Genomic DNA, 23,766 nt, shown 5'->3' with positions numbered 1-23,766 from the left:
TTGTGCGTGTCTAATCGTTCATAAATACATGTTAAAGGTGTCTGATCAGCTTCAGGAATACGATTTCATTGTCAGAAAGCCGGATAAGCTGTTCAAATTTCCCACCGCTTACTGTTATGGTGCTTTTACGGAATGCAGCTCCGGACGACACCTGCTTTAACCGGCTAACTTCTGCCCTACTTAATTGTTCTGGCTTTCCCATTTTCAGGTAAGCAGTGTAGGGATCATTTTGCCCGTAACCTACCCTGTACTCTTCCAGCAGGTAAGTACTATTCCTCAGATTGGCCACACTGAACCGGACATCATGGTTGGTTGCAGGTGGCTGTACTTTATTAAAGTAATCCTGGTTAAAGCTGTATCCATTTAAGGGATGGGTGTAATTCCAGATCAATGCCTGTACCCCTTGCTCAGATTTACAGACATACGAGCTTTCATCCTCATTTTTTAGCTCTGTATTACCCAGCTCCTTCATGAAATGATAAGCATGATATCCCGGTTTTTTGATATCCTGGAGATTGATCAGTCCAAACCCCCCATGAAAAGGTGTAGGGCCCGGGCCTGCTTCCTCAAAAATATCAGTAAAGGTCCAGTACGACATGGAATTGCTATTGGCAGCAGCCTTTTTTAATACGTGTAAAATATACGCCGCGTTTTGATAAGTATCGTGGATCGGGTCTCTGGACGATGGAGAAGTGTTCCATTCTGTAAAGTGCAGCTCTGCTTTTTTATAGGCCGATGTATTAATGGTGGCTCTTACCCGCTTTACATCAATGGCAATGGTGTCACGGATGCTTTTCAGTTGTTGTTTTTTGGTTCCCATCTCGTCCAGTACCGAAGTTGTACCATAATCATGTGTACTCACAAAATCGACAGGTAATCTATTGTTTTCACAATAGGATAAAAACTCAGCGATCCACTTGGTAGCCGAGGTAGCAGGGCCACCCACACGGTAAGCCCTGGAAACACTTTTAACTGCTTTAACGGTATGAGCATATAATTCGAAATAATCAGCCTGGGTTCCATCAAAAAATCCCTTGAGGTCAGGCTCGTTCCATACTTCAAAATACCATTTTTTCACTTCCTCTTCTCCATAACGCTGCTGCCAATGTTTCACCAATTTGGTAATCAGCGTATCCCATTGTGTATAGGATTTGGGTTTGCTCACATTCGCTTTCCACCAGAAAATGGTTTTGGTACCCGATGCCATGTCGGGCGGCATAAAGCCAAATTCGACAAAAGGCCGGATGTTGATGCTCAGTAAAAAATCGTATAACCGGTCTACATACTGAAAATTATAAACCGGCTTACCGGTTTTATCCAGGCTATAAATCCGCATGTCATCGTGCAAAAGGCCGTGAAAACGGATGTATTTAAAATGTACGTCTTTCTGGATCATGGCTAGCTGCTGCTGCCAGTCGGCCCGCAGGCCCTCGTTTGCCCTTCCCGCACCAATACATTCATTAAATACTGTGCTTTTATTTCCGGCAACCGATTTCAGGTCGGCATGGATCTGACGTTTAACCTGTGCCTTTACCGGCTGAACAGAAAGACACAGGAAAAACCCCAGCAACACGGTGCATAGATTTAAAACCAGGGCTCTCATTTTTTACCCAGGTCTTTATAGCGCAGCATGGCCTCTACAAAATAATAATCGGCATAGGTGAGCGGCACATCTATCATGGCGGGCTTAGGCAGGTGCCCCACACTGTGCTTTAAAATAAAGCCCCCGTTTTCTCGGTAAGCAGCTTTAAACCTATCGCTGGATAGGGTACGGATAATGGTTTCCGCTACATCAAGGTATTTTTTTGCCGCTACCGCATCCACATAACCGGCAAGTTCAATTAAGGCTGAAGCATAAATGGCACCTGCAGAAGCATCGCGATAAGCATTAGGGATATCAGGTGCACTAAAATCCCAATAAGGCACTTTATCTTTTGGTAAGTTTGGATTGTTCAAAATAAATTCAGCAATGTGTTTGGCCTGTTCCAAATACTTAGGGTCTTTGGTTTCACGATACATCATGGTATACCCATATAAACCCCAGCCCTGCCCTCTTGCCCAGGCCGACTCATCAGCATAGCCCTGAACAGTTTGCTTTTTATTGATACCTCCTGTTGCCGGATTGTAGTTTACAAGGTGATAAGAACTATAATCTGGCCTGAAATGATTTTTCATGGTGGTATTGGCGTGACTGATGGCAATTTTTGCATAAGAAGAATCGCCGCTCACTTTTGTGGCCCACATGAGCAGTTCCAGGTTCATCATATTGTCGATGATCACCCTGAATTCTCCCGGCTTTGATCCCCATGACATGGTGCAGCCTACTATAGGGTTAAAGCGTTTACTTAAGCTTTGGGCACTGGTTAGCAGGATGTCCTTGTATGCAGCGCTGGGTTTAATGTGATTGGCATTGCCAAAACTGCAATACATCATAAATCCTATGTCATGCGAATCGATGTATTTTATAGGTTCCATAATCGGTAGTTTGGCCAGACCGGCCTCATACAATGCCTTGTCCTTTGTACCTTCATACAGGTAAAATAAAGTACCCGGGTAAAAACCACTTACCCAGCTTTTGGGCGTAGTACTTTTTGATCTGTTATTTTCAAAGGTTTCAGGTAAACTATCGGCAGGTACATTTTTCATCAATACTTTATACTGGGCTGCACCATCTTTCAGGTTCCTGTCGATTAGTTTTACCAGGTCTGCCTTAGGTTTATAGTTTAATTTCTGGGCAATGCCGGTACCGGCAGTTGTACCCAAAATAAGTGCGGTTATTAAAATGCTGTTAGTGGTCTTCATGGTTATATTCGGTTTAATTTTCTTTTGGATCAGTATAGGCATGGTCTATTTCTATCATTTCGCCATTCCACGCTTTGCGGGCGGTCCAGTCGGCATTGGCATCCTGCCAGTAAGGATCAGCTGGTGGCAAACCCAGGGCAAGCAATCCCTGTGAACATAAATAAAGGCTGCCTGTAGAGATGTAGTTCTCGCCCAGGTTAGGCTGGTGCCCGTAAAGTCCTATTCTTAACCAGCCATCCTTATCGAATGTTCCCGGCGCCTCAATCTGTTTTTTAATCACCGTATAAAGTGCATAGCGTACCTGCCCGGGTGTTAGCGGTTTTGGTAAGGTTTTCATGAGCGACATCTGGGCAAGTGCCTGAAAGGCGCCAAAACGGTAGGTTAATGACCTGCCTATCGGCGGATAAGTACCTTCAGGCGAGATCAGGCGTTCCTGTATGGCTGCCCAGCGCTGTGCGCGGCCCAGGATCAGCTCATAATAGTTTTTGGGATCCTGCTTGGCTTCCTTAAGGACTTTAAGTACATCCACCAGCATGGGCTGGATCACAAAACTGTTGTAGTAATCCCAGTGAAAATTAGGGCCATCGCCATATACCCCATCTCCTTTATACCAGAGCAGGTGTTCTTTAATGGCATAATCCAGGCGCATTTTATCACCCGAATTGTCGTATTTCTGCAAGGCAGCTTCTACAGTAGCGCTAAACATTAGCCAGTTGGTATAAGAAGGTTGGATTACCCGGCTCGACCTTAAAGCATCCAATACGTTTTTACGTGTTTGCGAGTCCAGATTAGCCCATAACTGTTTAGGTGCGCGGATAAGGGCTTGCGCAAAAAATGCAGCATCTACCAGGGGCTGACGGCCCTCTTTGAAATTCAGAAAATCGGCTGCTTTCGGGTCTGTTGCATTTTTAATGCAGGCAACTGCCAGGTCAATGTATTTTTTGCGCAGTTTACCTTCTTCTGTATTATCGGGCCCAAGCTCAAGCCAGGGTGACATGCCTGCAAGCAGGCGGCCAAAAGCTTCCAGGTAAGTACTGTACACCCGGTCTTTAGCCACTTTGGCTTCTACAGGCATGGTACTTTTAAGCTGGTTTTTGCTTAAGGCAATCAGTACAGGATCGGCAATACGCGTAAGTATCGTAACCTCGTAGGCACGCTGCGCCAGTCCGTCAGGTACAGCAGCATTTTTCTGTGCCCATAACCATTGCGGGCTGGCACAAATTAATACGATTAATAATTTTTTATACATTGTGATATTGGATTAATTCTTTTTACTAAATGCAGTTTCAAGGATAACCACACGGCGGTCACCCGAATAGGTCATCTTTACCACCTCAGCATTTACAGGTGTTTCAATGGCTATTTTAGCACCTGCTGGAATGGTTTTATTCACTTCTGCCAGGTCGTTCACTTTTATTTTAAGCTGTACTGGTTCTTTGGCCGGGTTCCATGCTACAGATGTAGCCAGGTTCTGCCCTTGCGGAATGCGGCACCAGAAACTCCCAACCCCTTCGGTACTGTCTTTATCTGGCAGGGGCTGTCCGCCAAAGCTTTGTACATACGGCCCGAAAGGACGGCGGCCGTTGGCCACATATTGTATACCCGGACGGGTATTGAAGCCCGAACGGTTGCCGCCTGCCAGCTGGTACCCTTCTTTGGTCACCACAATACCTTTACCCAGGTAATTTGGTGGTACACGCGGGGTTGCATTTACCAGAAACCCACTGTAAGCATCCACCACGATCCCTTTTTCCGTTTCATACTCTCCCCATACAATCGGACTACTGATCAGCTGATGTTGTTCATGACCAGTAGCCGAAGCAGCATAACTGACCATATTGAGCATTATCCTTGCCGCTACCGGATCTACTGAGGTCCGGTTTGAAATGTCCAGGCCACAAAGCAGCAGGCTTCCATTGCCCATAAACTGTTCGGCAATGGCAATACCCTGTAAACCAGAACTGTAATTGGCCAGGATAGCCGTATTCGCCACATCCTCTTTGTTCTCCAAAACAAAACCATCCGTAACGGGCTTGATGGCAGGCAGCCCGGCCTTTGTTTCGTCCCAATTGGTGTAATCAGACCAGATGCGCATGTTTTCACGGGTAATGCCTGCAAATAAAGGATGGTTCGGTCTTTCTGCATTAACGTAATACCCATTGCGGGGCGATTTTGAGGAAACAGGATATACCGGATCATCAATATCTACATTCCTGTTTACCAGTTTATGGATGGCCAGCTGGTTTAAGTTGATCATCCGCAGGCTGTCCTGCCGCAAAGCAACTACCCTGCCCCCGCCATTTATAAAATTCCGGATGGCTGTTGCATTACCTGCCAGTTCCTGATCGGCGGCATTTTCGCCGATGATCAGCACCCCCTTTTCAGGCAGTTTGCCAAAGGAACCGATGCTGTTAAATTTCAGTCCCAAAGCGGCTAAAGATTTCCTGGTCTTTCCTTCTTTATCATACAGCAATACACTGCTCTCAACGCTCTCAATTGGTACCACAGCTTTTGTAAAATTATCGTCGGCTATAAAAAGCTTATAATAATTGTAGGATACCTGTTTGCCTGCAGAGATAATTTTACCGGTCAATTCATATTTTCCAGAATTAAGGTCTTTAGGAAGCCGGATGCTGAGTTTCTTTTTAGCCGTACTGTAATAAGGGATATCCCCGATGTTCACACTATCAGAAAATACAATGGAATAGGCTTTGTCCCTGATCTGGTAAACCAGCTTTGCATTTTTAAGGTCTTTAAAATCATTGTCGTCATTGCTGATGTGTGCAACAGGGTTAATTTCTGCACCGGCATACACATTAGGTGTCCAGCATTCCCAGCTCAGCAATACCGGCTGATAGCTGATCTTTACCTGATCGGTAACCGGCTTGGGTTTCATATCGGCAAACTTTTCAATGGTATTCCAGTTGTAAAAAAGGATAGTGAAAGGGAATACCCCGCTCAGGTCTGGATTTACAGACCGGAGCTGTCGGAAAGACTCTGTTGCCTGCCTTAAAGTAAAGCTCTGGTGTTCATCGGCTAGCTGCGCCTGCAGATCCTGTCGCTCATGCCCTGTCCAGGCCAGCTGCGAACTTGGGTTTTTATGCTGAGGGGTCAGGTTGTACCGTCCATCGGGCCCTGTATAATTGCCCACGCATTCTGTAAACGTAATGGGCATATCTTCCTTTTTAGGATAAGGGACAATTTTGGCATGGTCGCGGATGTGCAAAAAGGTAAAGGGTGAACTGTAATACCAGCCCCAGTACCGGTGAATGTCCAGGATATCACCTGTTTTACCATAGCCATAGCCGGCATTGGCAATGTATACACGGGTTTCATCCCATTTTTTAAGTTTGCCAAAAGCATAATCCAAAAATTTCTCCCAGGCATCAGCCCTGCTGCCCTTAAAAGGTGTTTCATTGGTCATGGCATACACCATTAAACTCGGATGGTGCGCAATGGCACCCAATTTTTCATTTTCGTACCAGGCTACACCTTTGTCATGGTCTTTAGGAAAACCACCGTCGGTTTCATCGCCCACTTTTTCCTGGTCTTTCACCTTTTCGCCGGCTGCGACCTTACCGCTGTAGTTTCCGCCAAACACCATCATACCCAATTCATCGCAGACATCAAACCAGGCTTCTTCATCCGGGATACGGATGATGTTGACATTGATGCTTTTCATATACTTCACGTAATCGAGCGCAAAAGCCCTGCTGGTTTCCAGTTCATCAGGAATTCCCCTGCCCGGTGGATTAATGGCTATACCCCTCAAAAAGATGGGCTTGCCGTTCAGATACAGGTTGCCTTTGCGACGCTCAAAACTTCTGAAACCTGCACGTTCTTTCAACTCAGCTTTTAAGGTTTTGCCACTGTATTGCTGCAAAGTAACATTATATAAAAAAGGGTTATGGGGTGTCCATAAAACCGGCTTTAAATTGCTTACAGTAAAGGCCAGGTGGTTATTGCCTTCATTTACAGCTGTTGTAGCCTTAACAGGCCCCTGCCAAAGTACCTTACCATCTTTAGGCGAGCTGATGAGCAGTTTAAAAGTATTGTCCGGAGCAGTTTTAAATGCACTGCTTACCACTACCCTTACATAATCTACCCCGGTAAAAGGTGTAAGCTGATAGGCAGACTGCGCAGTTGAAAAACTGATCTGGATAAGAAATAAAAAACTAAGTAAAAGGGCTCTTTTCATCATGGTTATATTCGGTTGTTGGTATATGCTTTAAGTTATTTTGAGGTTTCATGCCAGATTTCCAGTTTGGGCTTGTTTACCGACTCCATCGAATTGATTCTTACTTTCCTGCCCTTATCCTCATCATCACCTAGTTGCCTGGTTTCCCGTATCAGTACGAGTGTAAGGCCCTCTTTAACATGTTTTTTGACCATGCCGGTAATGTCCAGCTGATGGTATTGCTCCTTTCCGTTAAAAGCCAGCTCGCCAGCAACAAAGGCTTTTTCCCCCACACCCTTAATAAGGGCTTCTTTCTGGTCCAGCAATGGCGCATTTGACCAGTTTAATTGTTGCTGCTCCCATTTTGGCCCCGGAATTCCGTAAACATGCAAACGATATGGTCTTTTATTCTGATCAGTTGCCCCACTTAGTCCCACAATGATTTTTTTTGCAGTGGCCAGGTTATTTTTGGAGAGGTTAAAGTACAGGTAAGCGACCTGGTTATTTTCCGGCACAGCAGCGTCAAGCTGCACCGCAAGCTGCTTTGCTGTACCATTACTGAGCAATGCATTTTTACCACCCGCTACACTGGCATCCGCAACCGGATATACGGTAGTCTTAACCAATTTAGCCGATGGGATAGTCAGTAGTACCACACTTTGCGGTGCCAGTTCAAAATTAAATGTCTGGCTGGCTGGCAGACTGATGTTATGGGTTACTTCACCATAATTTAAAGCGTTTACGGTCTCTGCAGTAACCGGAGTACCTGCGGCAAGGTTTAATGCAGAAAGGTCTACAGACAGCTTATAACTAAAGGTACCGCGCTGAACCAGCCATATATAATAATTGCCGGTTTGCGCATCATAAGACGTATAGGTATCCAGGTCAGTATCGTTTACAGAAACTTTGGTTTGCAGCAGGTTACGCTCATCTTTAAAGCCTTTTGCAAACAGGCGTACCACCTCTCCGGTACGCTGAATACCTGAAACATTAAAATCAGCTTTATCGGAAGGACCATCACCTTTGGCAAATACTTTGATTTCCCTTACTTTCAGGTTGCCTTTATCCTTGCTTATAAAACGGATTTTGCTGGTATTTACCGGCTGTTTAAAAATACTGAAAATCTGAGCATACCTGCTTTCTTTTTCTGCTGTACCGGGAATGTCCAGCCATTGTCCCTGACTAAAATATTGTAGTTTAAAGTTTTTTATGCGGTCTGGCGCAGTATATATCCCTCCTGCAGAACCGGTGTAGACTACCGAACTGCCTAGGGTATGTACAGTTCCAAGATCTATCTCTATCCATTTTTCACCCTCGGTAGCTGATACCCAGGCCGAGGCATCGGATTTGTCACCATCGGTAACTACTGCTGAGTTGCTTGCTGAGTTGCTGGTTTTAACCGACTTCCGCAGCGCCAGGTTTTGATAGGCATCTTCCACAATACGCCTGCCCTGCCAGATGTAATGGTGTCCCGATTTGATACCCCTTGCATAAGGGCCGCTTGCTGTATTGGCAAACTTAAATGCCCACATCCCATAACCTGCATTTTTCATGTTGTTGGAATAAATGCCCGCCCATTCTGTAAATAATGAGGGATCGTCCATGGTCTCTTCCTTATCAATCAGGTAAGCGTTCATCCAGCGGCCGATTTCGGTATATACAATGGGCAGTGAAGCTCCCTTTGGATGGTGTTCCTGTATAATTTTACGGATATTGCTGATCCTGGACGCATAGCCTATGGCCGGCGAGTTATAAGAATGGGTAGAAAAAATCTCCATCAGGTCCTTATCCACCTGTTTGCCATGGTAATCTGTACGGATGGCTTTAGCTACGGCCGCCCACCAGTCTGTATTCTGACCGGCAGTTACCGGCCCTACAAATTTTGCCTCCAGCTTTTTGCCATACTTTTTATTCACGTCGGCTACGGCGCTGTGTATGGCATCGGAAGTGATCTGCATCCCCATGATCCAGTCGTCCAGCTTCATAGGACCGGCGTTTCTGTGATTTGGTTCATTCTGCATCGCAAACATGCTTACATCCCCGGTTTTTGCCGAATGGTAAGCCAGGGCATAATACCGCTGCCATTGCTTCCATTTATTTTCCCAGGTATCTTTAAAATCGGTACTCCCCACCTGCAAAACCACGGCAATGCCCAAACGTTTCAATTCTTTTAAAGCATAATTGTATACCATGGCATTGGTAGAGGATGAGTCCGGAAGGTCATATAGTGGTGTCAGCTCATCCCATTTCAGGTATTTATTGTGCTCAGGGCTGGTACGCAGTTCATTTTTTCTTTTGTCAAACACTTCAACCGAGGTTATACCCGGATCAACCTGCACGGTTCTTTCTGGTACAAAAGCATTCAAAGCTGCCCAAAGGCGAACACTGTTTACATTGGCATATTCCATCCAGCCCGAGACATTTGTACCTGGCAAATAATAGCCCTGGTTATAGCCTACAAACTTCATGGTTTTGCCCACAACTTTCGGTGTAACTTTAATGTTGGCGCTTTGGGGGCCTGTTAATTTCTTTTGCTGCAGCACATTGGCATTGCCGGTTGGTGGTGCCGGCATGTTGGCTGCAACCGAGCCAAAGGCCTCTATTTCCATAATACTGATGGGCTCTCCATCGTCACATACCAAACGGATCTTAAAAGTAGTTACTGCTGGCTGAAACTTCATCACAACAGTGGTCAATCTGTTTTCATGTACCTCAGCCTTCGGGAAATCTGTCCAGTTGGCATCATCCCAGTATTGCAGCTTAAAGTTCTTTACCGACCAGAAACCAGCGGCCTGGCTCATTTCATCCGGCTTCTTTTCCTGGTCCATAATACCACTATGTATCCGCAGCTCATTCACATTATAGTAGGTATTGAAATTGATTTCAACAATATGCGGTGCTTTGGCAACAGCTGCCCGCCAAACCGATGACCGGGATATCTTACCATCTACGATATTCCCGGCAGGATGCCCCTCAGCTTCAGAAGATACGGTAACTTCTTTATGTAAGGCAATATTTTGCTGCTGCGCCCTAACAGTGGGGCAAGCAAAACAAATAAACAGCAACAGGTATATTTTAATATTCATCTTTTTCTTTTAACGCATTACAATGCGGCCTTTAATTTAATCCCGCTTAAAACAGCTTTGCCTTTTATGGCCTTAAAGATCACCTGTAAGCCTGTGCCATTGCTTACACTGATCCTGTATTTTTTCCTTACGGCAACACCAAAACCATATTGGGCCGTTAGGTCCAGGTTTTCGATCAGCTTATCCCCATTTACAGATACTTCAAAAATCCGTTCATTTGCCGGGATCTTGTCGCTTTCAATAAAACACATCTCCAGTTCATACCTTCCGTCAGGCACATCAAAACGATAGCCCTTGATGTCATCCTGGTAAGTATAGAAAAGCGGACTGTCGTTGGTATTCTTCTTTACCGTTTTAATGTTAAGCATCGCAGGGCTTCCACCAATATAACCAAAACTACCCGTTTTATAAGGCCGGTCTTCCAGCCAGATATGATCTGAATTGTCCAGATATTGGGCATTAGAACCCACATTTACTGCCAGTTGTGAGAAAGGCAGTGCAGTATTTTTAAGGTTTTCCGTGTAAACATCATAATTCAAGTTAAGGTGATCGTTCACCAGGCCTTTAGCCGATTTACCCCTGGCATCAATATCATTTACACCTTCATTTAACTTCACTTTCCATATCATTTTTTTTACGTGATCTGGTTGCTTTGCTCCGTACGATACACCGTTCACCATCAGGCTAACTTCGTCCAGATTGGAATAAACTTCAATGGTAGCTGTGCTTCCGGACAGGCCTGCCCTGTGCGTCCAGTCGCGCGAGGCGATATAGACCATCGGTTCAGCATTCCAGTTGGCCTTATAAAGATAATAGGAATCTTTAGGTTTTCTGTCCCAGGTTACCATTCCTTTCTGGTTCATGTTGTTGCTTACCCCACCCACGTTAGGCTGTGAAAAATCGAACTGGTTCCATATCGCTGTTCCGGCAAGGTAAGGCATCTGCTTCATCTGGCTTAAATAAGATTCATGGTACAAGCGCTGGTACTGTCCTGTGAAATCAAAGCGTTGCGGTTTTTCGGTATTGACCCGGTTATCTGCCTCCGCACCATATTCACTGATAAACAAAACCTGCCTGGGGTTTTGCCGGTGCTTGTTATCTATCGTAGGTTTAAATTCTTCCGATTTACCGCTGTACCAACCGTTATAGATATTATAACTGGCCAGCTGCGGAATGTCCGACAGCCCATACTTATCATAATCGTCTCCCATATGCATCGCCATAGTACTGTACCGGTATGGGTCTTCTGCCCGTACTGTGCTGTCCAGCTTTACCGCATACATTTTCACCTTATTTACATAAGCTGCATTTTCCTGTACCTGTATGCGTTCCGCTTTCTCGCTCCACAACAACACTTCATTCATGGAACCCCATATAATTACAGATGGATGGTTATAATTCTGTCTGATCATTTCTTTGATCATTGTTTTTGAGTTTTTCAGGAACTCGGGCACCGGGTTCATGTAATTTACCAGCGGAATCTCTTCCCATATCAGTATGCCCAGTTTATCGGCCAGTTTCAATACTTCAGGTGCCTGTGGATAATGGGCCAGTCTTAAAAAATTACAGCCCATATCTTTGATCAGCTTTAAATCACGGTAATGGTCTTCGGCCGATAGGGCATCACCATGATCTTTCATGTCCTGATGGCGGTTGGTGCCTTTTAAGACCAGTTTTTTACCGTTTAAACTAAAACCCTTATTGGCATCAAAGCTAAACCAGCGGAAACCCAGCGGGTTGCTTAGTTCATCAATCACCTGGCCACTTTCTATCAGCCGGCTTTTTACAGTATATAAATAAGGCTTATCGGGCGACCATAACTCAGGATTTTTAAGTGCACTGGCATCTAGTGCAAAAACCAGTTCTTTGCCAGGAGCAACAGTGTAATTTTTACTTACTCTGGCTACTTCTTTTTGCCGGGCATCATAAACAACATGCAGCATTTCAAACTTTCGTTCTATACTGTCGTCATTGCTTACGATACCTTTGATGTTAACCGAGGCACGGCTGCTGTCTACCTTCGGGGTGCTGATAAATACGCCTGGAGAACCATGGTCCAACATTTTAAAATGAAGTTTATTGGTACTGATGAGCCAGGCATCACGGTAAATACCTCCATAAGAAGCATAACCAATAGATAGCGGCGGTATAAAGTTGTCCTGGGCATTGTTCAGCTGAACAGCAATCAGGTTTTCTGTTGGGGTATCGCCCAGCTTAACCAAGTGGGTAATATCGAAAGTAAAAGCGGTATAACCACCTTTATGCTGCCCTGCAAATACCCCATTTACATATACATCGGCCACCTGGTAGGCACCTTCAAAATTCAGATAGATCTTTTTGCCCTGAAACCGCTTGTCAAGCATTACCTTTTTCCGGTACCAGCTAATGTCCCTCCTGGAAGTCTCGTCATCGTCAAAAGGATCTTTTGCATTCCAGGTGTGGGGAATGTTTACCGATTGCCATTTGGAATCATCAGCTTTTGGTCGCTGTGCAAAATCTGCCCCCTGGGATAAATATTTCCAGCTGTCATTTATGGACCATTGTAACCTGGGCTGTTGCTGCCCGGATGCAGAAGTATATACATTGCTCAATAAAAACAGATACATCAAAAGCCTTCGGATCATGCGCTTCTTAAAATAGATTTAGAATTGGGTTATTTGGTTGTTGCAAGGTATAACGTTGCAGGGCCAATTTTACAGGCTAAATGAAGCATAAGTACCGTACTAAATGATCAATCTGCATTTTTATATAGCATGAAGGCCCAATCGCCCGCTTTTTTAGGTTTACAGTTCCTGATGAAGCATGCCTCCTGTATATCTGACTTAAATGACCTGCACATTCAAAGCCTTTGCGGCCTATCTTAGCCTAAAATCAAATTATAACAATGCGTATACCCACTTTTATCTTGCTGGCTTTATGCTTTAGTCTGCAAGTTGCTGCCAAAGTCCAGTTACCTTCAATCTTTACCGATAACATGGTATTGCAGCAGCAATCGGCAGTAAGGCTATGGGGATTTGCCAAACCCAATGCCAGGCTCAGTATTGTGGGTAGCTGGGATAAAAAGGCCTATATCCTACAGGTTCCGGCCAGCGGCAAATGGAATTTAAAGATACTGACACCTAAGGCCGGCGGCCCTTATACGCTTGGTTTTAATGATGGCAGCCTGCTTAGCCTGCACAATATCCTGATTGGCGAAGTATGGTTATGCTCTGGCCAGTCAAACATGGAAATGGCTTTAAGGGGCAATTCCTCCCCTATATTAAATGCCAGCGAAATTATTCTAAATGCTGATAATCCCAGTCTACGCTTATACCGGGTAAGCAGGGCAGCAACCCTTGCCCCCACAGCTGAGTTGAAAGGACAATGGATGGAATCAACATCAGCAACAGCCCGCGATTTCAGTGCCCTGGCCTTTCAGTATGGTCAGATCCTGCAAAAGAAATTAAAAGTGCCCGTGGGCATCATCTTATCTTCAACAGGGGGTACCATGATTGAGGCCTGGATGAGCAAAAACAGCTTAAATGCCTTTCCTGAAGTTAAAGTGCCGGAAAGTTTAGATCCGGCCCAGGCTGTGCATAAAGAACCCACTGTATTGTACAATGGTATGATTGCACCTCTGCTTGGTTATGGAATAAAAGGTTTTTTATGGCTGCAAGGCGAATCTAACCGGCATGAGCCCGAGCTGTATGAAAAACTTTTTCCAGCAATGGTGGCCGACTGGCGCAAAAACTGGGGCCTCGGTGATATTCCTTTTTATTATATCCAGATTGCCCCTTACGGGGGTACAGATAAAACCCGCAGCGGCCCGCGTTTGCGTGAGGCCCAGCTTAATGCCGCTAAAATAATCCCCAACAGCGGAATGGTCTCTGCCCTGGATGTGGGTATGGAAACCGATATCCATTTTATGGACAAAACCACACTTGCCCAGCGATCGGCCTATTGGGCACTGGGTAAAACTTACGGCATTAAAGGCATCGGCTATCAATCGCCCGAACTGAAAAGCATGGAAATTAAAGGTGACACGGCAGTCCTTACCTTTAACTATGCCCCTTACCTTACCTCGTATCGGAAACCGCTCACTTTATTTGAAATTGCAGGAGAGGACAAAAAATTCTACCCCGCCAAAGCTATGATCAAAGCCAATCAGGTTAACGTAAGCAGTCAGGACGTAGCCAGACCAGTAGCCGTACGATATGCCTATAAAGAATGGGTAAAAGCAGAGTTGTTTAACAACGACGGTTTACCGGCTTCTTCTTTTCGTACCGACAACTGGTAATTGATCATACAAAAACTTAACTTGTAACACTAAAACTCATCTAAAAAAGAAAATTTAAGATATGAACCCTTTCAGTTTAAAAGACAAAGTAATTGTAGTTACCGGAGGTACCGGAATATTGGGGCAAGCCTTTATTGAAGCCATTGCCGCAGCGGGTGGCATTGTAGGTATACTGGGCCGCAATATGGAGGTAGCCCAACAACGTGCAGCACAGGTAAACAGTATGGGTGGCAAGGCCCTTGCCTTAAAGGCAGATGTATTGAAAGAAGAGGAGCTGGTAACTGCCAAGGATAAAATATGGGAGGCTTATGGCCGGATAGATGGCCTGGTGAATGCTGCAGGCGGCAATATGCCCGGTGGGGTTTTACAGCCGGGGGCAGACATTTTTAAACTGAGTATTCCCGGCATGCGCGAAGTGGCCGATCTGAACCTCTGGGGCACCCTTAATCCTACCCAGGTATTTGGCGAAGCCATTGCCCAAACAGGAAGTGGCAGTATTGTAAATATTTCGTCTATGGCGGCCGATCATGCCATTACCAGGGTACTGGGCTATAGCATGGCCAAAGCAGCGATAGACAATTATACCAAATGGTTTGCAACAGAGCTGGCCATCCGTTATGGCGATGCCATCCGGATGAACGCCATAGCCCCCGGCTTTTTCATTACCGAACAAAACCGGACATTGCTTACCCAGCCAGATGGATCGTATACAGAACGTGGTAATTTGGTGATCAAAAAAACACCGTTTAGCAGGTTTGGCAACCCCGATGAACTTAAAGGCGCACTGGTATGGTTACTGAGTGAAGAATCTAAATTTGTGTCGGGCACCATCATTAAAGTTGACGGTGGTTTTTCTGCATTTAGCGGGGTATAATGATGAAAACAAAGGGTATTTTTCTGTTGATTTTAAATTTGGTGCTGAGTTTTGGTTTTTACAAATGCTATGGACAAAGCAGTCGGCCCGCCATAATGGAGACCATGAAAAAAGTAGCCAGATGGCAGGTAGACAGCATTAAACAGCATGGCTGGCGACATGCAGAAGACGACTGGACCAATGGTACCCTTTACACCGGCCTGATGGCGTACGCCCAGGCATCTGGCAACCGTTCCTATATTGATTTTTTGCGTAAGGAGGTTGGCGAAAAACTAAACTGGCAGATCACCAAAGACTCTTTGCGTTATTTCGCCGATTTCTATTGTGTAGGCCAGCTGTACACTGAGCTTTACCTTCTGGAAAAACAGCCCCGGACGATCAAAGATTTTCGGCAACTGGCCGACACCCTGCTGGCACGGCCGCATACAGAATCGCTGGAATGGATCAATAAAATCAACAGAAGGGAATGGGCCTGGTGTGATGCCCTGTTTATGGGCCCGCCTGCCCTTGCCCTTCTGGCCAAAGCTACCGGCAATACCCAATACCTTGACCTGAGCAATAAACTCTGGTGGAAAACGACAGCTTATCTTTATGATAAGGAAGAACATTTATTTTATCGCGACAGCAGGTTTTTTGACAGAAAAGAAGCCAATGGTAAAAAGGTATTCTGGGCACGCGGCAATGGCTGGGTAATGGGCGGTATGGCAAGGCTGCTGGACAATATGCCGGCAAATTATCCCGACCGGCCGAAATATATACAGCTCTTTAAAGAAATGGCCGGTAAAATAAAAACATTGCAGCAAGCCGATGGAAGCTGGCGCACCAGTTTGCTCGATCCGGAATCGTACCCTTCAAAAGAGACCAGCGGCACTGCGTTTTACTGTTATGCTTTGGCATGGGGCATCAACCATAAAATACTGGATGCCAAAACCTATCTGCCCGTAGTAAGGAAAGCATGGCATGCACTTACCACCAGCATAACAGCTACAGGTATGCTGGGCAATGTACAGCCCATTGGCAATAAGGCAAAGGCCGAAATCAAAGCCGATGATACCGAGGTGTATGCCATTGGTGGATTTTTACTGGCGGGAACGGAGCTAATGAAATTAACCAATTAAACTCCATGTAAGTATTAAGCCAATCGGCGGACAGTGCCGGGTTGATAAAACCCTGACGTACTTTAAGCTAGTTTAGCAAATTTATCTGCAATCAAATTCAAATTGATACCATGTTCCATATAAGCTTTTAATCCATCTATTACAGTGGTAAAGCCACCACTTGCCCCATTGATCTCTGCCAGCAACTCAGCGCCTGTAGTTTTAAATCCATATTGTTTAATCGTAACATAAGTAGAATCCTCCCCTAAAGGCTTAAACTCGAAATCAACAGTTGTCTGGTATTGATCCCATTGAACCGATATTTTTTGGTTTGGCAAAATTTCTTTAACAAATACCTGGCTCGAAACATTGTACATTTCCCATTCCCAGGTAATTGTTCTGCCCTCTTCCAGTTTTCCGCTTCCCCTGGTAAACCAGAAATTTTTAGTGATCTCAGGATCAATAAATGCTTCAAAGACTTCAGATGCCGGCTTTCTGATCAGCATCTGCACTTCAACATAAGGATTTTCCATTTCAATGATGATTATATGTAACCAAGTGGCTATTCAAATATAAGGAACAATTTTGGTAGCTGACTTATTGAGGATCTCTTTGTCCAGGGAAATCCAGTCTGGAACATGTGTCTGGAATTCCTGCAGCTGAATGCTGAGGTGTTGATACCTGCTAAGATCATAAACAGGACAAGGATAATCCTTGCAAGGTTTTGCAGCTTGGAAGTAAATTCAATTGATTAACGAAAATGATTTGAAAATTAGCCTTCTGCGAAACGGCATAGGTGCTGTTTCACAGAAGGCTAATTTTTACTTAAGATGACTTAAGGTAAGGTCAACCTGTTTGTTCGTTTTCCATGAACCACCTGTAAAATCGGGCACATCAATAGAATTGGAACGGTTGGCTACTGATATTTCACTTAATGGCTTTATCGAGCTCCAGGTAGCCGCATCATATACGTCCATGTCCAAAGGCAAACCGTTGCGCAAACAATCGATCAGGCGCCAGTCCATCATGAAGTCCATCCCCCCATGTCCACCAACTTTTTTTGCCATTTCACCAATTTTCTTTACAATGGCCGGCTGATATCTTTCTTCAAGCACTTTCATTTCTTCCGGTGTTACCCAGTTTAAATGATTGGTGGCAATGCGTGCAGGAAGCGGGTATTTCTGGGCGATGGCTTTGGTACCGCTGATGGTGTGTAACCTTGAATAAGGGCGTGGTGAGGTTACATCGTGCTGGATCATAATGGTTTTACCCTTACTGGTCCGGATGGTGGTTACATTCATATTTCCCCGGAAACTTTTGCCAGCAAATTCTTTATAAAAATCATCCTTTGCAGCAAGTTCATTAGCCTTTGCGGCCATCATAAAATCATTACTGGATACTGATACCAGATAATCCATCTTATCGCCCCGGTTAATGTCCATTGCCTGTGCAACAGGCCCTAACCCATGTGTAGGATATAAGTTACCGCTTTTGTAATTGTCTTTTAAACGCCACATGCCCTGATACTGTGTTTTGGAGAAGTTTTCATCCAGCAGATCATGTAAATAAGCGCCTTCTGCATGAACAATCTCGCCAAAGAAACCCTGACGTGCCATATTTAAAGTAAGCAGTTCAAAGAAATCATAACAACAGTTTTCCAGCATCATGCAATGCTTTTTTGTCTTTTCAGAAGTTTCGACCAATTGCCAGCACTCTTCAAGCGTTTCGGCTGCAGGCACTTCCACAGCAGCATGCTTATCATGTTCCATGGAGAATACTGCCATGGGGGTATGTAAATTCCATGGTGTAGCGATGTAAACCAGGTCGATATCATTGCGTTCGCACATTTTTTTCCATTCGTTTTCCCCTCCGGTATAAAGATCTGGCCTATGTGGGGTATTTGCGATATTTCTTTTGGCAGCCTGAGCTTTTTCAGGTCGTAAATCGCATATGGCTTTGATTTCTACACCTTCTATTTTACTCATCCTTGTTACTGCTGAAGTTCCCCGGTTACCTACTCCTATAAAACCAACGCGAACGGTTTGTAATTTTGGGGCAGCATAGCCAGACATGTTGAATTTTTGGGTATAATTCCGGTTATGCATTTTTATACCAGTACCAGCACTTGCATTTCTGGTAGCGCATCCTGCAAGAAGCCCTGCCCCTGCAATGCTGGTCAGTTTTAAAAAATCTCTTCTATTGTTCATTTGTGTATTGGTTATGGTTGATATTTAGTATTTAACAAATCCAAATTAGTCATTTAATTTTTTTGGAGAAACCCATATATTTACACAAACGTTTGCGTAAATATGTATTCAGCTTAAGGCAACACTGCTTGGGGGAAATGCAGTGCGCCTTATTGGTATTTATTAAGGACAGTGCGGACCTGCTCCGGTGTAAGGACTTCCGATCCGATTGGTTTCACCGCATGGTGTCACCGCTCTGACGTCAAGATCATGCCATCCGCATAAGGGCTCTGTGTCTAAATAAGGCACATAAGTTGTTGTTAGATAGGCATCATCCTGGTACCATACATAGTATAGCGCATCAGGTACGGCATTCGTCGATACATTTATAATACCTGTTGTTATATGAGTAATGCCATCCAGATATTGGAATGTGGTAAGGGCATTGGAAAGGTCACAGGTATCTGTTTTTAATGTAGTTTTTGTGAATTGTGCAGCTGGTTTTACAACTGCTGATGTATCCTTTCCTTTATAGGCGTTAAAAATTACGAATGCCATCAACAAAGGAATGGCTAAAAATACTCTTTTGTAGCCGGATGATTTAAATTTATTAAAAATATTCATGGTATAATGATTAGTGTTTTGCCTACTCTGTTATTGATTTTCGGCTTCCTCATTTGTTGTCCCCCAATTTATATTGCTGTTAATGATATATAAATAACTGGGGTCTGTTGGCAGCTGCAGCATTTTCTTTACTATAGAAATTACATTGCTTGTCCTGGTTTGCGGTCATATTCAATTGCAGGGAAACGATTTTGTCTCCGGCTGCCTGCTCCTGTACATAGCCTGTTACATCAAATTCATGGTATTTGTTCAGGCTGTTGACCCAGGTTGATGCGAGCTTGACGTTGACTACAGCAGGGGCATTGTTCCAGGTAAGCCCGGTTTCGGTCCATGCATCGCCATTGCCGTAACAATTAATGGTGCAGGTTCCTGTACCTGTTACATTGGAATTGCCAAATACCCGGAGTTTTGCACTTTTAATGGGTTGGGTAATGCTGTTTAAGTCAAATTTAAGATAGGTTTTATAAGAGCTGTTTACTGCGGGGCTGGCGCGCTGTACGATCAATGAGGCGGTGCCATAGTTTACATTCCCATTAACGCCGTCTCTTACATGTGCATCTGCAACAGCATTGAGTGCAACGGGATAAGCATAGGGAAAGGTAAACATGGTATGGGTAAACTGTTCATTTGCCGCTGTAAGATACTGGTTTAGATATGGGGAATAGGACTTGGTTTCTACTACATTGAGATCTGGCCTGAATTTGAGTATACGGAGAAATCCTTCTCCCCCATTCGGCTCTCCCTGGTAATCTGCCAGGTATAAGCGTGTAACATTGCCATTGGTTGTTGCCGTATTGGATACCCTTGCGCTGATATGGCCACCATACATCATGAACAGGTTTGGGCGGTATTTGATTTTACTATACAACAATGAAGCCTGGGAACTAAATGCACCTGATCCGTTGATGACATAATGCGTTACAACAATTGCTTTCCGTGACGAGTGGGCAGCCAATATTTCGTCGACCCAGTTGTTCAGCGATAATCCATGTGCTTCTGTAGCATCGTATTCTACATGGATTACGATGAAGTCAATACCTCCAGCTGTAAATAAATCATAATGGCTATCGTTGTTGTTGCTGCTTGGGCCTAAATAATTGCCGCCATAATGGGCACGGTTATGGAACTCTGTTCTTCCAAACCTTGCATTGTATTCTGCAGTGGAATTGCCTCCGGGAGTCCCGTTTGGATATTGATCATGATTACCCACACTTAAACCATATGGGATTCCGGCAGCCGATAACCTCGCGTATTGGTTTTTTGCTTCATTCCATTCCGAAACATTATTCCCATTGTCTACAATATCTCCAAGCCCGCCCACATAAACGATGTTCTGACTGGTTTTATTGGCAATGATCCAATCGATTTGTTTGACAAACATGGAGTAAGTGCCTCCATGACTATCTTCATCCATATAATACTGGGTATCTGGTATAAAAATAACCGTAAAATCAGTTGCTGCAGCTGCCTGGAGTGATGTCGGCGTTTGTGTGACAGACTGTTTACGGCTGTTGGCGGATTCAGCTGACTGGGTGTTGCCAGCCTTTTTACATTGTGAAAAGCACAATGCAATTGTTAAAAACAGGAATACTTTTTTCATTTCTAAATAGATTATGTTAATGATGATGATATTTTCCCTAATTTCTCCGGCACTGTATCTAAAAGGATTGTAAAATAGAGGCGTCTGTCAAACCATAAACAGACGCACTCTGAAAAGGGCACACCATTACTGCTGAAGCGGCATTTGTATCCCTCAGCACCAATGATTGGGTACTTCATACCTATAATGGCGGCCTGTATTGTATTTTATTATTCAGTAATGGTCAGCTCGATTGACCTTACCACTTCTTTTCTGTCTTTTGTATTCTCATTCGCAGCTACAAAATAAACCTTGTATTTGCCAGCGTTGGCAAAAGTGTAGGTATAGTTCTTTTTTTCTACAGCACTGGTACCCCCCTGTATAGGGATAGCAAGATCGGGACCATAGTCTATCTTATTGGTATTTGTAAACCCTTGTGTGATCAGCCAGTTTTGTGTTGGTATCTCTGCAGCTGCGGGATTAAGCGTCAGATCTGCATGCTGCAAGGTTAGCGCAGTAGTTGTAGCAGTAGTCCTGGAAATGATCTCGGGATTTTTCTGTACAACACGAAAAGCAGTAGTGGTCATATTGCCCAGTACTTGTGTACCAGCAGATCCCGTAGCGGTAAGACTAAAGGCCTGGAAAGTCCATATTTTCCAGACACCATAAATGCTTTGCTGACGGATGTTGTACTTAAAAGCAATAAAAAATGGTTTTCCTGCTACCCTAAGATCGGTAAGTGCTATTCCTGCGGCTGGTGTGGCCGCACTGGATGTAGCATTCGTATTCGCTTCCAGCTTGCTCAACCTGCTGGTTACATCAGTCCAGGTAGCATTTTCAACACTGGTAATATTTGAATAATCACCATTAAAATCGGTAGAAACCAAAAGGGAAAACATTCCTGTTTGAAGATTGCTTGTTGCACTATTTGTTACTGCACTGTTAAAAGAAAGGTTAAGACTGCTTATGTCCATTACCCTCCCATCTTTATAAGCATAATCTCTGCCAGTTTCACCGGTATATACAGAAATCAACTGAGGATTTCCATTAAAAGTAAACTCAACAGGAGTACCTTTTTTAAATGTAGATGAGGTTGTGCTGACCTCAAAATCAGGCAGGCCCACCTCATCAAATTTTGAACAACCTGATAGTATAAATAATACTAAGAATAGTTTTTGATATATAAATTTCATATGCTTCATCTTATGTCAATGATTACCAGCCAGGGTTTTGGACTAAGGCTTGATTTAATGTAATTTCGCGGGTAGGGATAGGATATAACAGATTCCTCTCTTCTACATTTGAATAGGTTAGGGTATACCATGATGCGGTAAGCGGCTGCACGGCATTGTCTGATTGCATCATGGCTAATGTCTGTTTCATTTCTGCCATGTACATTCCCCAGCGGATCAGATCGGGTTTCCTAAGCGCTTCATAGGCAAGTTCCCTCATCCGTTCATCACGGATTACTTCCATAAAACTTTCTTTAGACGCGGTTTGGGTATTCGTAAGATTGGCATCCTCTGTTTTGTATATTGTTGCAACCGCTGCAGCCCCATTTCCGCCCCCTCCGCTAAATGTTATAGTAGGTACAGAGGCATATTTACCCCGGCCTGCGCCCATGCCGTATGTGGCATCGGGGTTTAATACTATAGCAGTTACCACACCACCTGATATTATTGCCGTGGCCGTAGCACCACCCGTACCCGAAATCGTAACCGAAGGTGCGGTAGTATAACCAGTTCCGCCACTGGTGACCGCAATATTCTTGATCCCCTGCGACCAAGCCCTTCTCCTTACTTTATTAACAGCTTCAATTGCATCAGTGGTAACCACTCCTTTAGATTGGCTTTCTGCCTCTGCATACATTAATAATACGTCAGAAAAACGGAGGATAGGGAAATTCTGGGGCGTATTGTAATTTATTTTTGGCAGTACCTTTTCATATTCCCTTCTGAATTTTGCTGCATATCTGGTATAAATATTCGTATTTGGTGGGTTATCTAAAAGCGCCTGGCTAAAAAACACCTTGGCACCGGTAGTAGCATTATAGTTAAAAGCAGAAATGTTCCAGTCCCTGCGGTCATCACCGGGTTCGTATTTACGATACATTTTTGCCGTAACCTGATGCATACCATATGCACCTCCTATTGTAGTATTTGTGGTCGCGATTCCGATCAGACTGCCAACAGCACCAAAAGTGTTGTTACTGTTTGAGTTGTTCCCGTAAAATTCGGCTTCCAATATACTTTCACTTACATCATAAGTGTCATTGGCATAGCGGATAAAAATATTTTTATAATCCGGGTTCAGCACATGTGCAGCTTCTGGATCATCTATTACCTTTTTTGCCCATTTACTGGCTTCAGCATATCTCGACTGGTCATTTAACGGATAGCCAGCCATATAAAGGTTTACACGTGCCAGCATACCACGTACAGCAGATTTACTGATCTTGCCGCCAAAGCCCAATGTGCGTATAGGCTGTACCAGGTTTTCAGATTCTTCCATATCTTTAACAATCTGGGCATACACTTCTGCAACAGATGCACGCGGTTTCCCGGCACTTTCCGGAGAGGTTGTAGGCGATATCACAAGCGGTACACCACCAAAATTCTGCACCAGCATAAAATAATAATAACCCCTTAAAAATAAGGCCTGTCCGCGGATGATCTGTCTTTTACCCTCATCCATTGTGGGTTTATGCAGGTTGGCAAGTAGCGCATTGGCACGATCTATACCGGTATACATACTCTTCCAGATGCCTTCCAGTTCTGTGTCACCGGCGGCATGTGAGTTGGTACGCAAGCCTATTTCCTGCCGCGCGTAAAACGCTTCATCTGCGCACATATTCATCCTGCCCATATATACGCTGCCATATACGGGCCTTGAATATAGTGGAACGTATACACCATTTAAAGCCAGATTGAGATGTTCTTCTGTTTGATAATAGTTTTCAGGAGAAATAAAGTCCTTAGGGTCTGTTTCCAGGAATTTTTTGCATGAGCTTGCACTTAAACAAGCTATGATCATTAATAAATAAGTGATCTGTTTCATGAGAATAT

The 23,766-nt window shown here is 44.3% G+C and carries 15 protein-coding genes; 3 read left to right on the top strand and 12 right to left on the bottom strand.

Annotated elements, in window-relative coordinates; genetic code table 11:
- Window positions 1-31: 31 nt before the first annotated feature.
- Genes PHEP_RS06485 through PHEP_RS06460 form a run of 6 tightly spaced genes read right to left on the bottom strand, consistent with a single transcriptional unit; the run spans window position 32 to window position 12,689 of the window.
- Window positions 32-1,603: a GH39 family glycosyl hydrolase gene (locus PHEP_RS06485; RefSeq protein ID WP_012781456.1), complete on the bottom strand. Its 1,572-nt coding sequence runs from the start codon at window positions 1,601-1,603 to the stop codon at window positions 32-34.
- A complete protein-coding gene (locus PHEP_RS06480; RefSeq protein ID WP_143715708.1) occupies window positions 1,600-2,802 on the bottom strand; it encodes a glycoside hydrolase family 88 protein in 1,203 nt (400 codons plus the stop codon). Before PHEP_RS06480 ends, PHEP_RS06485 begins: the two co-directional genes overlap by 4 nt.
- Window positions 2,803-2,815: 13 nt before the next feature.
- Complete coding sequence (locus tag PHEP_RS06475) at window positions 2,816-4,051, bottom strand: DUF2264 domain-containing protein (protein WP_012781454.1); 1,236 nt, start codon at window positions 4,049-4,051, stop codon at window positions 2,816-2,818.
- Window positions 4,052-4,063: 12 nt separating this feature from the next.
- Window positions 4,064-7,003: a glycoside hydrolase family 2 TIM barrel-domain containing protein gene (locus PHEP_RS06470; protein ID WP_012781453.1), complete on the bottom strand. Its 2,940-nt coding sequence runs from the start codon at window positions 7,001-7,003 to the stop codon at window positions 4,064-4,066.
- A 32-nt stretch (window positions 7,004-7,035) separates the two neighbouring features.
- The gene (locus tag PHEP_RS06465; protein ID WP_012781452.1) at window positions 7,036-10,065 is read right to left on the bottom strand and encodes a discoidin domain-containing protein; all 3,030 of its coding nucleotides are present in this window, start codon (window positions 10,063-10,065) and stop codon (window positions 7,036-7,038) included.
- Window positions 10,066-10,082: 17 nt separating this feature from the next.
- The gene (locus PHEP_RS06460; RefSeq protein ID WP_081436840.1) at window positions 10,083-12,689 is read right to left on the bottom strand and encodes a glycoside hydrolase family 2 TIM barrel-domain containing protein; all 2,607 of its coding nucleotides are present in this window, start codon (window positions 12,687-12,689) and stop codon (window positions 10,083-10,085) included.
- A 260-nt stretch (window positions 12,690-12,949) separates the two neighbouring features.
- On the opposite strand from PHEP_RS06460, the gene PHEP_RS06455 reads away from it, so the two are divergent.
- The 3 genes from PHEP_RS06455 to PHEP_RS06445 all read left to right on the top strand — a co-directional run bounded on the left by PHEP_RS06455 (window position 12,950) and on the right by PHEP_RS06445 (window position 16,333).
- Window positions 12,950-14,341 (top strand): sialate O-acetylesterase, encoded by a 1,392-nt coding sequence (locus PHEP_RS06455; protein ID WP_012781450.1) that lies wholly within the window; start codon window positions 12,950-12,952, stop codon window positions 14,339-14,341.
- Between the two features lie 61 nt (window positions 14,342-14,402).
- A complete protein-coding gene (locus PHEP_RS06450) occupies window positions 14,403-15,215 on the top strand; it encodes an SDR family oxidoreductase (protein ID WP_012781449.1) in 813 nt (270 codons plus the stop codon).
- Window positions 15,215-16,333: a glycoside hydrolase family 88/105 protein gene (locus PHEP_RS06445; protein ID WP_012781448.1), complete on the top strand. Its 1,119-nt coding sequence runs from the start codon at window positions 15,215-15,217 to the stop codon at window positions 16,331-16,333. The genes PHEP_RS06450 and PHEP_RS06445 overlap by 1 nt, the downstream gene beginning before the upstream one ends.
- A gap of 62 nt (window positions 16,334-16,395) precedes the next feature.
- Here PHEP_RS06445 and PHEP_RS06440 read toward each other — a convergent pair whose 3' ends face one another.
- The 6 genes from PHEP_RS06440 to PHEP_RS06415 all read right to left on the bottom strand — a co-directional run bounded on the left by PHEP_RS06440 (window position 16,396) and on the right by PHEP_RS06415 (window position 23,758).
- The gene (locus PHEP_RS06440; RefSeq protein WP_012781447.1) at window positions 16,396-16,845 is read right to left on the bottom strand and encodes an SRPBCC family protein; all 450 of its coding nucleotides are present in this window, start codon (window positions 16,843-16,845) and stop codon (window positions 16,396-16,398) included.
- 288 nt (window positions 16,846-17,133) lie between these two features.
- The gene (locus tag PHEP_RS06435; protein WP_012781446.1) at window positions 17,134-18,519 is read right to left on the bottom strand and encodes a Gfo/Idh/MocA family oxidoreductase; all 1,386 of its coding nucleotides are present in this window, start codon (window positions 18,517-18,519) and stop codon (window positions 17,134-17,136) included.
- A gap of 162 nt (window positions 18,520-18,681) precedes the next feature.
- Window positions 18,682-19,122 carry a hypothetical protein gene (locus PHEP_RS06430; RefSeq protein ID WP_012781445.1) on the bottom strand — a complete coding sequence of 147 codons (441 nt, stop codon included), beginning with the start codon at window positions 19,120-19,122 and terminating at the stop codon, window positions 18,682-18,684.
- A 79-nt stretch (window positions 19,123-19,201) separates the two neighbouring features.
- Window positions 19,202-20,722, bottom strand: a complete 1,521-nt coding sequence (locus tag PHEP_RS06425) for a CBM96 family carbohydrate-binding protein (RefSeq protein ID WP_012781444.1) — start codon at window positions 20,720-20,722, stop codon at window positions 19,202-19,204.
- 209 nt (window positions 20,723-20,931) lie between these two features.
- Window positions 20,932-21,894, bottom strand: a complete 963-nt coding sequence (locus tag PHEP_RS06420; RefSeq protein WP_162141639.1) for a DUF5017 domain-containing protein — start codon at window positions 21,892-21,894, stop codon at window positions 20,932-20,934.
- 22 nt (window positions 21,895-21,916) lie between these two features.
- Window positions 21,917-23,758, bottom strand: coding sequence for a RagB/SusD family nutrient uptake outer membrane protein (locus PHEP_RS06415; protein WP_012781442.1), 1,842 nt, complete (start codon window positions 23,756-23,758; stop codon window positions 21,917-21,919).
- Window positions 23,759-23,766 lie beyond the last annotated feature (8 nt).

The organism is Pedobacter heparinus DSM 2366, assembly GCF_000023825.1.
Classification (GTDB): domain Bacteria; phylum Bacteroidota; class Bacteroidia; order Sphingobacteriales; family Sphingobacteriaceae; genus Pedobacter; species Pedobacter heparinus.
This window is presented reverse-complemented; position numbering and strand designations above follow the sequence as displayed.